The organism is Salmonella sp. GDC200615 (assembly GCF_050574145.1).
In the GTDB taxonomy this organism is placed as follows: domain Bacteria; phylum Pseudomonadota; class Gammaproteobacteria; order Enterobacterales; family Enterobacteriaceae; genus Salmonella; species Salmonella enterica.
This window is the reverse complement of sequence record NZ_CP192247.1, coordinates 4,559,674-4,572,078: the sequence shown is the minus strand read 5'-3', so window position 1 is coordinate 4,572,078 and position 12,405 is coordinate 4,559,674. Positions and strand designations below refer to the sequence as shown.

Sequence of the window (12,405 nt, the reverse complement as noted above, 5' to 3'; positions counted from 1 at the left end):
TTCTTCTCCATCTGCCCGCAGGTTTCCCTGCGGGCGAGCCGTATTAGATATTCCGTAAAGAAGCAAAAAGTGAAGCCCACTCGCTCTTCGCGCGATAGAAGACCGGCGGTTTGCCAATGGGCGCATCCACGGTAATTTCACCGCCGTGGTGAACTTCACCGGTCCAGATATTCACCCAGTGATCTTCCGGCAGGTACAGCGTCCAGTCGCAACGCCCCTGCTCGTGAACCGGCGCGACCAGCAGATCCTGACCGAGCAGATATTGATATTTCAGGGTGTAGGTTGCGGCATCGTTCTCGTAGTGCAGGAATAGCGGACGCATGACCGGCAGACCGGTATCCGCGTTTTGCGCCACCGCCTGCTTGAGATACGGTTTCAGCGTGGTAAAGACGGTGGTCATACGGGCAAAGTGGGCAATGGTTTCCTCATCGCCATCAAACTGCCAGTTATCGCCAGGGCGGTTGCCTTCATGGGTGCGCATCATTGGGGTGAAGGCGCTGAAATCACACCAGCGCAGCAACAGCTCTTTGCTGCGTTTCATGTCAAACAACGTGGTGTAACCGCCGATATCGCTGTGGTGCAGACCGTGACCGGTCATTGCCAGCGACAGTGCGGCAGGAACGACCGAGGCCAGTCCATCATCAAGGCTCCAGTCAACGTTTTGATCGCCTGCCCACATCATGGTGGAGTACTTCTGACTGCCGGTGTAGCCCGCACGCATAAAGAACAGGATCTCGCCGAGCTTGCCGGTCTCCTGTAGCGCTTCGTAGTTACATTTCGCCCACAGTGCGGGCCACGCGTTATGCATAATTTCGGCACTGACGCCGTTGTGCAGGTAAGTGTCGGTTGGCAGGTATTCGCCGAAATCCGCCATCCAGCCGCTGCAGCCGAGCGCGATCATGTTCTTTTTGATGACGTCTTTGAACCAGTCGTAAGCTTCAGGATTGGTCAGATCGACCACGCCGCCATAGAATTCGCCAAACTCGACCAGATAGTCGCCGCCCGTGGCGTCTTTCGCCAGGTAGCCGTGTTTCGCCGCCTCGGCGCAGAGGTCTTTATCACTGGCGACGTATGGGTTGATATAAGAGAGGAACTGGACGCCTTCTTCTTTCCACTGTTTGATACGGCTATCCAGCTGTGGATAGTTGTCGCTATTCCACTTCCAGTTCCACATCACGCGTTTGCCAAAGGAGGTCATGCGAATGCCGGACCAGTCCTGCGCCCAAATACCGTTCACTTTTACGCCTGCGTTGCGCATGGTATCCAGTTTTTGCTGGCAAACTTCCGTACCGCCCTGAATGCCTAGCGTGACGCCGTCGTAAACCCAGTCCGGCAGCTCCGGCTGGCGACCTAACAGCGCAGTCAGTTTTTCCAGCAGGGCGATGTAGGTGTCGGCACACTCAAAACGTAGCGTAGTTTTATCTTCCCACAGCGCCAGTTCGTGATACTCCGGCGCGCTGAAGTCGAAATTCATATAGCAGCTATTATCGACGTGGCAGTAATACTTCTGCGTGCTGACAAAGGTCGGTTGCGGGAAGAAGGTCCAGTAATAGTCGCCGCCGGCGTTCTCTTTACAGTCTGCCTGCCAGGTGACATAGCTGGTTTTATTACGGCCAACGCCCTGTTCGCTGGTCCACAGCGGGAACGGCTTGCCGCGCAAATCGAAATAAGAGAACTGTTCGCCGCAGCCGTAGATATGGTCGTCTGGATTAGCTGCGAGGCGTAACCAGATACGGTTATGGTGCAGGTCGTCGTTTTGCAGATCCAGCTTCAGGCGTCCCGCCTCATCGGCGGAGATGCGAAGGGTGGCGCTAATTGTTGCGCCACGGCTGAATTGTACCAGCCAGCCGTCGGGTAGCTCGCTGACGGTGGCCTCCGTTAATGCAATCTTTTCGTTAAGTTTGTCTTTGATGCTGAAGTTGCCGCGAAACATGTCAATGTCGGCAACGCCCGCGCCAATCCACAGACAGGGATTTTCGGTGCTGTGGCGTAAAATCAGGCGCTGTTGCCAGCTAAGCGCAAAACCATCCTGTGATGTTGTCAGTTCAAAATCGGTTGACCGTTGTGGTAGAGAATTCATTGTAATCTCCGTGAATGTAGGGTAATTCGGTAATCCATTTGGGCTAGTCGCAGCCGATGGAAAAATGCAGTTGATGGATCGCTTTTGGGGCAAGATGAATCAGTGCGATCCCGGAATTAAATGCATCGGGCGGGCAGCTCATAGGCTCTACCGCGAGACCTTTTCGGCTGAGTTTTTCGCCGGTATAGATCTGCAACCAGGGCTGGGTGCTGCGTAAAAATGTGGACATGTTCTGCGTTGGGCTGGTAAGTCTGACCTCCCACTCAGCCGGGGTAGTCGCGGTCTTAACCGCATGATCAAGGCGCGTTTCGCCGAGCAGGCATGATGCGGAAAAATCTCTGCCTGCGGGCAATTCTTCGCTTGCCGGCAGTGTTAATACACAGCTATCGATGCTTTGCAGGTTACAAGTCAAATAAGGATGTGCGCCCGCGCCATAAGGGGCTTATTCATCGCCAATGTTTTGCGTACGAATCAATACGTGCAGCCCACTGGCGGCATCTAACCGATAAATCACTTCCGATATCAACGCAAAGGGATAGCCGTAAGAGGGCGGCAGAAAAATCGTTAGCGACGCTTCCGTCGTCGACTGATAATTAATCTGCCAGTCTCGCCAGGCTAACAGACCGTGAATGGCGGTCTGCGAAACCGGGTCGTTAACGGCAAGCTGGAAAACTTTGCCGTTATAGGAGTAGCAGCCATTTGTCACGCGATTTGGCCAGAGAATCAATACTTTCCCCAGATGCGCCATGGGTATTTCTTCCGGTTTATGCGGGATGACCACATGACGTCCATGATGAGTCAGTTCCGCCAGACCTGCGCCAACCGTGACGATTTTCGCCTGGTAATGGCCCGCATTAAGCTGAATAGTTTTTCCACCGCTATGCATGGCTGCCATCCTCATGACCTATTTCGCGTTGATATCCAGGAGACCCGCCGCGACCGCCGGAGCCAGGCCCGGCGCCAGTGGCAGACGAGGAATGACCAGACAGTGCAGCAGATGGTAAATATCTTGCTTGCCGTCCCACACTTTGGTGGTCACTTTGTTATCGGCGTCCAGCTCTTGCCACCAGGAACCATTTTCATAGTCCATCAGGTACTTAATGCAGTAGTCCCACCATTTCTGATACCACTCTTCATACTGGCTATCGCCCGTCAGGGTGTGGAGGGCGTAGGCCGTACCCATCGCTTCCACAATCGGCCAGCGCACGCGTTCACGTACGATAGGTTTACCGTCCCAGTCGACTGAGTAGACAAAACCGTCTGCGCCATCTGGCGCCCAGGCGTCGCGGATAGTGGCATGGAACAGACCTTTCGCGTCTTCCAGCAGCCAGGCGGGTGGCGTTTCGAAGCGGGCCTCCAGCGCAGCATGGAGATGGAGCATCAGACGGCCCCATTCAATCCAGTGACCTGGCGTACCGCCGTAGGCGCGGAAACGGTGGGCAGGATTATCTTTGTTGTAGTCGCGGATAGGGTTCCACTGTGAATCGAAGTGCTCATTGACGCGGTAATCACCGTTGCGCGCCACATCATGAATAATTACCGACGCGATACGCAGCGCGCGATCCAGCCATTTTTTGTCATGGGTAACGTCATAAACAATCAGGAACGCTTCGACGGCGTGCATATTGGCGTTACCGCCACGGTAATCTTCCGTCTGGCTGAAGGCTTCGTCCCAGGACTCCAGGCACATCTGCTCTTCTTCACTCCAGAAGTATTTCTCAATCACTTCTATGGTGTAATCCAGCAATTTCCTGGCTTCAGGATGCCCGGTCGTGACGGCGCTGGCCGCGCCCAGCAAGGCGAAGAAGTGTTGATAGCCCTGTTTAGAGGCATCCACCACGCCCTGATCGTTAACGCAGGCATACCAGCCGCCGTATTTTTTATCGCGCAGCGCGCCGTTCATGGCTTTGATGCCATGATCGACCAGATCATAAGCGCCCGGTCGGCCCATCGACGCCGCCACGGAATAAACGTGCAACATACGCGCCGTGATCCAAAGATGGGTGCCCATCTCTTCTTTAATTTGCCCTTTATTTCCCAGCCAGCCGAAGCCTGTCGGCACCACGGCGTTTTTACCGAAATTAAAGATGCGGTCGGTTTCCTGCTCCAGCCAGTGGTTGTGGCTCAACGTGTTAAACCATTTCATTCTTTCATCCTCGTATTAACGACGTTTCGCCATCATTTCATCGACGATCTCGCCCAGACGCTGCTGCGCGTCTTCATCGCTGCGCCACAGCACCAACAGTTTTAAGGCTTTCGCGCCATCCCGTTTTACCGCCTGCGCATTAATTTTTTTATCAATGACCACGTTATCAACGGGAATACCGTTGCCCGGGATGAAATCATCCGCCGCGACGATCATGGCGCAGCTTTTAGCGACCGCGTTTTGTTCTACGGCCTGGTGATAACAGAACTGCTGATCCAGCAGAACGGCAGAGGCATACGGGGAAAGAATTTTCGCCGCATTCACTTTGAAATCCGTCAGCACGCTATCGGCAACGGGTGTTTTCGCACCAGCAGCAGCAAACATTAAACGCATCGCCTCGCGCTGATCGACAGCCAGCATGGCAAACCCGCCGGACGCTCGCGTAATGTCTTTGATGGTGTAGTTGTTCATTCAATTTTCCTTTATACAGTCGTTACTTTTTTACGTTGGCGGTCAGCCCGGCGCTGATGCGCACCTGTTCCAGGATGGCGCTCCAGTCTTCCCGACCGCGGCCTGCGGCCCGCGCCAGGTTATAAACTTCACGGGAGGCGGCGCCGAGCGGCATCGGTACGTGCAGTTGATTGGCGACATCCAACGCGATGCCAAGATCTTTGTGCGCCAGATCGATCATGAAGGCGGGAGACAGATCTCCTTTCATCACTTTATTCGGCCAGGTGGTGGTGAAATGCCCTTTGCCTGCGGCAGTGCCGCTCATCACTTTTAAAGCCACGTCGAAGGAAAGCCCCAGCGCTTCACACAGCACGGCGGCTTCGGCGGAGAGCGCATTTAGCGCAATACTCATGTAGTTGTTGATCAGTTTTACGCGAATACCCATTCCCGGGCCGCCGGTGTTGACCAGCTCATTACCCATCGCCATCAGAACAGGGGTAGCACGCTCTACTTGCTCCGCCGTACCGCCTGCCAGCAGCAACAATGTGCCGGTAATCGCGTTGTCGGATGTCCGGCCTACCGGCACATCCATCATGCTGAACCCTTTGCTCTGCATGTCGGCAATCAGCTTATCGGTTTGCAACGGATGAATAGTGGACATATCAATGACCAGCGCTTCACGGGAAAGAGTTTCACAAACGCCTTGCTCGCCAAACAAAACGGAACGAACCAGATCGCCGTTCGGGAGCATGGTGATAACAAATTCAGCGCCGATGGTTGCCTGAGCCGGGCTGCTTGCAGGTTGCGCGCCTTTGTCTACCAGACGCTGTACGGCGTCGGGATTAACATCGAAGACGCTGAGTTGATGGCCCTGCTTTAGCAGATTGCTCGCCATAGGGGAGCCCATCTGTCCCAACCCGATAAATGCTATAACTGCCATATCGTTCTCCTGAACACGGTGGTGTCATTTTTTGTCATTAATGAGCCTTTTTCTGTCTGTTTGTGATCGTATTTGTAATTTATAGTCAAAAAATTGACAGCCGTCACTTTTTAAACATTTCGTGAAATTAAAATGATCACATCGAAAATGCTTGAGGAATGACCATGGTTCGTATTGCTTGTGTAGGTATTACCGTGATGGATCGCATCTATTACGTGGAAGGATTACCGACAGAAGGGGGTAAATATGTGGCGAAGCGCTATACGGAAGTGGGCGGCGGGCCTGCGGCGACCGCTGCCGTGGCTGCGGCGAAATTGGGCGCGCAGGTGGACTTTATTGGCCGTGTGGGCGATGACGACACCGGAAACAGCCTGCTGGCGGAACTGGAATCCCTGGGGGTAAATACCCGCTATACCCGCCGCTACACGCAGGCCATGTCCTCGCAGTCAGCGATTATGGTGGATGCCAAAGGAGAGCGGATTATCGTTAATTATCCCAGCCCGGATTTATTACCTGACGCCGACTGGCTTAACGACATCGATTTTTCGCAGTGGGATGTGGTGTTGGCGGATGTGCGCTGGCATGACGGCGCAAAACAGGCGTTTACGCTGGCGCGTCAGGCTGGCGTCATGACTGTTCTTGATGGCGATATTACGCCGCAGGATATTAGCGAGCTGGTGGCGTTAAGCGACCACGCCGCCTTCTCCGAGCCAGGGCTGGCACGCCTGACGGGGATGAGCGAAGCCATTGATGCGCTAAAAAAAGCACAAATGCTCACAAATGGACATGTCTATGTCACGCGAGGCAGCGAAGGCTGCAACTGGTTGGAAAAAGCGGCGGTACGCCACCAACCGGGTTTTACCGTGGAGGTGGTGGATACTACTGGCGCGGGCGATGTTTTTCATGGCGCACTGGCATTTGGCCTGGCAAGCGGATACGCCATCGAAGAGGCTGTCAGATTCGCCAGCGGCGTTGCCGCGCTGAAGTGTACGCGCCCGGGTGGCCGGGCGGGTATCCCTGATTGTGAGCAAACCCGATCTTTCTTGTCACTTTTTGTATAATATGAGCAGTAGGAAGCTTTTAGAGGAATGCTCATGAGTCTTACCGAACTGACCGGTAATCCGCGACACGATCGGCTGTTAATGCTAATTGATGAGCGCGGCTATATGAATATCGATGAGTTAGCCAGTTTGTTGGAGGTCTCTACCCAGACGGTTCGCCGCGATATTCGTAAATTAAGCGAGCAGGGGCTGATTACGCGTCATCACGGCGGCGCTGGCAGAGCGTCCAGTGTGGTCAATACCGCCTTTGAGCAGCGAGAGGTCTCCTGGACGCAAGAGAAAAAAGCCATTGCGGAAGCCGTGGCTGACTATATTCCGGATGGCTCCACGATATTTATCACGATTGGAACGACGGTTGAGCAGGTGGCGCGCGCGCTGCTCAACCATAATCATCTGCGCATTATCACCAATAGCCTGCGCGTCGCGCACATTCTTTATAATAACCCTCGCTTTGAAGTGATGGTGCCTGGCGGCACGCTGCGCCCGCATAATAGCGGCATTATCGGGCCATCCGCGGCGGCGTTTGTGGCGGGGTTCCGGGCGGACTATCTCGTCACCAGCGTAGGCGCGATAGAGAGCGATGGCGCGTTACTGGAGTTTGATGTCAACGAAGCCAGCGTAGTGAAAACCATGATGGCCCACTCGCGACATATTCTGCTGGCCGCCGATCATACGAAATACCATGCTTCTGCGGCGGTTGAGATCGGCAATGTGTCACAGATTACCGCTCTGTTTACGGACGAGTATCCCGGTCCGGCATTACAGAATTTACTTCAATCCCAGCAAATCGAAGTGGTTCAGGTGAGTCCTTCGCTGGACGACGCCGTTTCAGCGTGACAAGCGCCCTTGTGCCGGATGGTCGCGTCAGCGCTTTATCCAGCCAATAAAACGGCGCTGTGATGCAGGCGATATTGAACATCGTCTGCGTTTCTATTGTCTTTTTGTTAATTGATTTATAAAGGGATACATAGTCAAACTTCTCCTTTCCCGCTACAGTTATTCATCCCCGGTTAGCAAGGAGAATGACATGCTCTACATCTTTGATTTAGGTAATGTGATTGTCGACATCGACTTTAACCGCGTATTAGGTGTGTGGAGCGACCTGAGTCGAGTACCGCTGGCTTCGCTGAAGCAAAAATTTACGATGGGCGAGACTTTTCACCAACATGAACGCGGTGAGATAACGGACGAAGCGTTTGCTGAAGCTTTCTGTCATGAAATGGCGTTATCGCTCAGTTATGAACAATTTGCGCACGGCTGGCAGGCGGTATTTGTCGGATTACGGCCCGAAGTGATTGCTATCATGCATAAACTGCGCGAGCAGGGGCATCGCGTGGTGGTGCTATCCAATACTAACCGACTGCATACCCACTTCTGGCCGGAAGAATATCCGGAGGTGCGCGCTGCCGCCGACCATATTTATTTATCCCAGGATTTGGGAATGCGTAAGCCGGAAGCGCGTATTTATCAGCACGTCCTGCAGAAAGAAGGTTTTTCTGCTGCCGATGCGGTCTTTTTCGACGACAATGCCGATAATATAGAAGGGGCCAACCAGTTGGGGATCACCAGCATTCTGGTGAAGGATAAAGCCACCATCCCTGACTATTTCGCGAAGCTGTTATGCTAAAAACCGTTCACCAAAAAGCTGGACGCCATACGCGCCCTGTTCGGGCCTGGCTCAAGCTATTATGGCAGCGTATCGATGAGGATAATATGACGACTCTGGCGGGAAATCTCGCTTATGTCTCATTACTCTCCTTAGTACCGCTCATTGCCGTCGTTTTTGCCCTTTTCGCTGCTTTTCCGATGTTTTCTGATGTCAGCATTCAGTTACGCCATTTTATTTTTGCTAACTTTATGCCAGCCACCGGAGACGTGATTCAGCGCTATATTGAGCAGTTTGTCGCTAACTCCAACAAAATGACGGCGGTGGGCGCCTGTGGACTGATTGTGACGGCATTGCTGTTGATGTACGCCATTGATAGCGCCTTAAACACTATCTGGCGCAGCAAACGCACACGGCCAAAAGTGTACTCTTTTGCGGTATACTGGATGATCCTCACGCTCGGCCCGCTTCTCGCCGGTGCCAGCCTGGCGATCAGCTCCTACCTGCTTTCTTTACGCTGGGCCAGCGATCTGAATACGGTCATCGACAATGTATTGCGCATCCTTCCGCTGCTGCTCTCGTGGATCTCATTCTGGTTACTTTACAGTATTGTCCCAACAACTCGCGTACCGAACCGTGACGCCCTTGTCGGCGCGTTTGTCGCAGCGTTGCTGTTCGAGGCCGGAAAGAAAGGTTTCGCGCTTTATATCACCATGTTCCCGTCATATCAGCTCATTTATGGCGTACTGGCAGTGATCCCTATCCTGTTTGTCTGGGTATACTGGACCTGGTGTATAGTCTTGCTTGGCGCAGAAATAACTGTCACTCTCGGGGAATACCGAAAACTCAAACAAGCCGCAGAACAAGAAGAAGCTGACCAACCATGATTGCATTAATTCAACGCGTAACCCGTGCCAGCGTCACCGTGGAGGACGAGGTGACGGGTGAAATCGGCCCGGGACTTTTGGTGTTATTGGGTGTCGAAAAAGAAGATGACGAACAAAAAGCGAATCGTCTGTGCGAGCGCGTGCTGGGATACCGTATCTTCAGCGATGCTGACGGCAAGATGAATCTGAATGTACAACAGGCTGGCGGCAGCGTGCTGGTGGTGTCGCAGTTTACGCTGGCGGCAGATACCGAGCGTGGTATGCGACCAAGCTTTTCCGGCGGGGCTGCGCCGGATCGCGCTCAGGCGCTTTATGAATATTTTGTCGAACGCTGCCGCCAGCAGGCGATAGACACGCAAACCGGACGCTTCGCTGCCGATATGCAGGTTGAGCTGGTTAATGACGGCCCCGTGACATTCTGGCTCCAGGTATGAGTCAGCTTCCGGCGTGGCCGCGGATAACAAGAGAGAGTACGGCTATGTATCACCTTCGAGTTCCGCAAACAGAAGAAGAATTAGAACGTTACTACCAGTTTCGCTGGGAGATGCTGCGTAAACCGCTGCACCAGCCGAAAGGGTCGGAGCGGGATGGCTGGGATGCGTTGGCGCACCATCAAATGGTGGTGGACGAAGAAGGAAATTTAGTTGCAGTGGGCCGCCTGTATATCAATGCAGATAACGAGGCGTCTATCCGTTTTATGGCTGTACATCCCTCGGTACAGGATAAAGGGCTGGGGACATTAATGGCGATGACCCTGGAGTCTGTTGCCCGCCAGGAGGGCGTTAAGCGCGTCACCTGCAGTGCGCGCGAAGATGCGGTTGAGTTCTTTGCCAAACTCGGGTTTGTCAATCAGGGGGAGATTACTACGCCCACAACCACGCCAATCCGCCATTTTCTGATGATTAAACCGGTAGCATCGCTGGATGATATCCTGCATCGCGGCGACTGGTGCGGGCAGCTTCAGCAGGCCTGGTATGAGCACATTCCATTGAGTGAAAAGATGGGGGTGCGCATTCAGCAGTACACCGGGCAAAAATTTATCACCACGATGCCGGAAACCGGTAATCAAAATCCGCATCACACGGTGTTTGCCGGCAGCTTGTTCTCCCTGGCGACGCTGACCGGATGGGGACTTATCTGGCTGATGCTCCGTGAACGCCACCTGGGCGGGACGATTATTCTTGCTGACGCCCATATTCGCTACAGTAAACCCATTAGCGGAAAGCCAAACGCCGTGGCTGATTTGGGGTCGCTAAGCGGTGATTTGGACAGGCTGGCGCGGGGTAAAAAAGCGCGTGTCCAGTTGCAGGTTGAACTGTTGGGCGGCGAGACCGCTGGGGCAATTTTCGAAGGCATTTATATCGTACTACCTGCGAAACCGTTCGGCCCGTATGAAGAGGGCGGGAATGAGGAGGAGTAGCTGGACATCTCCAACTACTCGATGAAGGCATCTGCTGGTAGTTTGAAGCGTTGTGTAAGCGCTTTAATATGATTAACCGTTAGTGCTCTGCGGCCATTTAAGATGTTGCTGACGTTCGATTTAGAACCAAGTTCGTTGGCAAGATCTGCTGCTTTGAGACCGTATTGATCCATGAGCGTTCGCAATACTGAAACGCCAGGGGGCGTTTTCTCCAGGTGTTGGTTGAGTGCTTTGAATTCCGGCGCATGTTTTTCGTATTCACTGATTCGGGCACAGAGCAATTCAAATAGTGGATTTTCAAGATCGTCGTGGTCGACCAGAAACTCCACTAGCGCTAGTGCCCTGCGATACTCATTGTCATTTCGGTCTTCCCCCATCAGTGGGACGCTTTTTACCGCATCGCTGAAGGTATCAACGATCTTTTTTGCGCTGGTTGCATCCATCTGACGATGAGTTCTCATTCTTTATTACCCCGATCATATGCGGTCAGTTTGTCATATTCGGCATGGGAAACGATATGTTTCACAAATATCTTATGTAACCTGAAATCTATGTAGGAAATGAGTCTCAGGCTGTTACCAGAAACATCAATCACCCACCATTTATCTCTGTGCTTAAAATTATCCAGTGAAGGAATATACCGCTTCATCTCTTCAGGCTGAGTGAGTGTTTTTTTCTCCAGAACATTCAGCAACTCAGTGAGAGCAAGCTCATGGTTTGGATACATGAGCATCGCTTCATTGAACGGTTTTCGGCTGATAACATGCACAATGTAGTTCCATTACAAAGTTTTCAACCTGAAAACAATTTAGCGCAACGTTATCCAGTTTTCAAGTTGAAAACAAAATTGAATTTTAGGTCATTTTGCCTGTTGATGGACTTACAACACGCCAGGCCACATCTCGCATGGCGCTTCGTGCCGCCTGGCTCACGCCTCCTAGCTGGAAAAAGCCATGGATGACACCGAGATAGCGCTGGCAAGTGCATTCCACACCCTGTTCCTGGAACCGTTGATACAGGGCCTCGCCCTCATCGCGCAGTGGGTCGAATTCGGCAGTAATGATGTGCGTGGATGGCAGTCCGGCGAAGTCCTCACGCCAGAGCGGACTGGCTTCAGGATGCAGTGGATCGGTTCGCGGCATATACATCTCGTAGCCTGAAAGCAGCGTGTCACGCGTGATAATGTAATCCAGCCCATTACAGGTGTAGCTCGCAAACCTGGCGGTTGCGTCCAGCATGGGGTAGATCAGAATCAGCTGTGCAGGTTGCCATTGACGGGCGGCTTTCAGGCGTAGCGCGGTGACCAGCGCCAGATGCCCACCCGCGCTGTCACCGGCAAGCGTAATGTTCTCGCGATCTATCCCCAGTTTCTGGGCATATTTCCAGATAGTATTAGCTCCGGTTTCGGCATCGTTATGTGCGGCCGGGAAGGTGTGCTCTGGTGCAAGTCGGTACTGTGCCGCAATCACGCGACAACGGCTGTAAAAAGCTAACTGCCTTAACTGGTTATCGTGAGTGGCAAAACCGCCGCTGACAAAGCAGCCACCATGATAATAAATGATGCAGGGTAATTTCCCTGTGGCATTGAGCGGCGAAACCACGCGAAACGTCATGGCATCGAGTTCAATATCTTCAACCTGGACGCGGGTTTCTGTTTCTCCTGCCAGCGTCGTGCTGGCGATGTAGCCCGCCCTCCGGTCATCAATATTCTGTTCGCGAGAAGAGGGGCGTCCCGCGGCGATAAACCCAGCGACCAGTTCGGCAATTCCTTTTTCCAGTGTCATATAACGCTCCTTTGACTGTATGTATGTACAG

Annotated in this window: 12 protein-coding genes and 2 pseudogenes; 6 read left to right on the top strand and 8 right to left on the bottom strand. The window is 53.2% G+C overall.

What is annotated here, in order from left to right; translation table 11 throughout:
* Window positions 1-43: 43 nt before the first annotated feature.
* The 5 genes and pseudogenes from ACQ29O_RS22185 to yihU all read right to left on the bottom strand — a co-directional run bounded on the left by ACQ29O_RS22185 (window position 44) and on the right by yihU (window position 5,616).
* The gene (locus ACQ29O_RS22185; protein ID WP_001087039.1) at window positions 44-2,080 is read right to left on the bottom strand and encodes an alpha-glucosidase; all 2,037 of its coding nucleotides are present in this window, start codon (window positions 2,078-2,080) and stop codon (window positions 44-46) included.
* A 43-nt stretch (window positions 2,081-2,123) separates the two neighbouring features.
* Window positions 2,124-2,981: pseudogene (locus ACQ29O_RS22180) on the bottom strand (aldose-1-epimerase).
* A 3-nt stretch (window positions 2,982-2,984) separates the two neighbouring features.
* A complete protein-coding gene (gene yihS, locus ACQ29O_RS22175; protein ID WP_000870888.1) occupies window positions 2,985-4,226 on the bottom strand; it encodes a sulfoquinovose isomerase in 1,242 nt (413 codons plus the stop codon).
* A gap of 54 nt (window positions 4,227-4,280) precedes the next feature.
* Window positions 4,281-4,697: pseudogene (gene yihT, locus ACQ29O_RS22170) on the bottom strand (sulfofructosephosphate aldolase); the annotation flags it as partial.
* Between the two features lie 22 nt (window positions 4,698-4,719).
* Window positions 4,720-5,616, bottom strand: a complete 897-nt coding sequence (gene yihU / locus ACQ29O_RS22165) for a sulfolactaldehyde 3-reductase (protein ID WP_000268248.1) — start codon at window positions 5,614-5,616, stop codon at window positions 4,720-4,722.
* 164 nt (window positions 5,617-5,780) lie between these two features.
* Between yihU and ACQ29O_RS22160 the strand changes: the two genes are divergently transcribed.
* From ACQ29O_RS22160 to fabY, 6 genes are all read left to right on the top strand, one after another.
* A complete protein-coding gene (locus ACQ29O_RS22160; RefSeq protein ID WP_001520529.1) occupies window positions 5,781-6,677 on the top strand; it encodes a sugar kinase in 897 nt (298 codons plus the stop codon).
* Between the two features lie 33 nt (window positions 6,678-6,710).
* A complete protein-coding gene (locus tag ACQ29O_RS22155) occupies window positions 6,711-7,514 on the top strand; it encodes a DeoR/GlpR family DNA-binding transcription regulator (protein WP_000059693.1) in 804 nt (267 codons plus the stop codon).
* A gap of 190 nt (window positions 7,515-7,704) precedes the next feature.
* Window positions 7,705-8,304 carry a glucose-1-phosphatase gene (gene yihX, locus ACQ29O_RS22150; RefSeq protein ID WP_000965695.1) on the top strand — a complete coding sequence of 200 codons (600 nt, stop codon included), beginning with the start codon at window positions 7,705-7,707 and terminating at the stop codon, window positions 8,302-8,304.
* Complete coding sequence (locus tag ACQ29O_RS22145) at window positions 8,298-9,170, top strand: virulence factor BrkB family protein (protein ID WP_000921423.1); 873 nt, start codon at window positions 8,298-8,300, stop codon at window positions 9,168-9,170. The genes yihX and ACQ29O_RS22145 overlap by 7 nt, the downstream gene beginning before the upstream one ends.
* Window positions 9,167-9,604: a D-aminoacyl-tRNA deacylase gene (gene dtd / locus ACQ29O_RS22140; RefSeq protein WP_000560968.1), complete on the top strand. Its 438-nt coding sequence runs from the start codon at window positions 9,167-9,169 to the stop codon at window positions 9,602-9,604. The genes ACQ29O_RS22145 and dtd overlap by 4 nt, the downstream gene beginning before the upstream one ends.
* A 44-nt stretch (window positions 9,605-9,648) precedes the next feature.
* Window positions 9,649-10,590, top strand: coding sequence for a fatty acid biosynthesis protein FabY (fabY, locus tag ACQ29O_RS22135; RefSeq protein ID WP_001518251.1), 942 nt, complete (start codon window positions 9,649-9,651; stop codon window positions 10,588-10,590).
* A 14-nt stretch (window positions 10,591-10,604) separates the two neighbouring features.
* Here the strand turns inward: fabY and ACQ29O_RS22130 are convergent, their stop codons facing one another.
* The 3 genes from ACQ29O_RS22130 to ACQ29O_RS22120 form a co-directional block, all read right to left on the bottom strand.
* Window positions 10,605-11,051 (bottom strand): helix-turn-helix domain-containing protein, encoded by a 447-nt coding sequence (locus ACQ29O_RS22130; protein ID WP_001259009.1) that lies wholly within the window; start codon window positions 11,049-11,051, stop codon window positions 10,605-10,607.
* Complete coding sequence (locus ACQ29O_RS22125; RefSeq protein ID WP_000558168.1) at window positions 11,048-11,359, bottom strand: type II toxin-antitoxin system HigB family toxin; 312 nt, start codon at window positions 11,357-11,359, stop codon at window positions 11,048-11,050. The genes ACQ29O_RS22130 and ACQ29O_RS22125 overlap by 4 nt, the downstream gene beginning before the upstream one ends.
* An 85-nt stretch (window positions 11,360-11,444) precedes the next feature.
* Complete coding sequence (locus tag ACQ29O_RS22120; protein ID WP_000171444.1) at window positions 11,445-12,374, bottom strand: alpha/beta hydrolase; 930 nt, start codon at window positions 12,372-12,374, stop codon at window positions 11,445-11,447.
* Window positions 12,375-12,405: the final 31 nt, after the last annotated feature.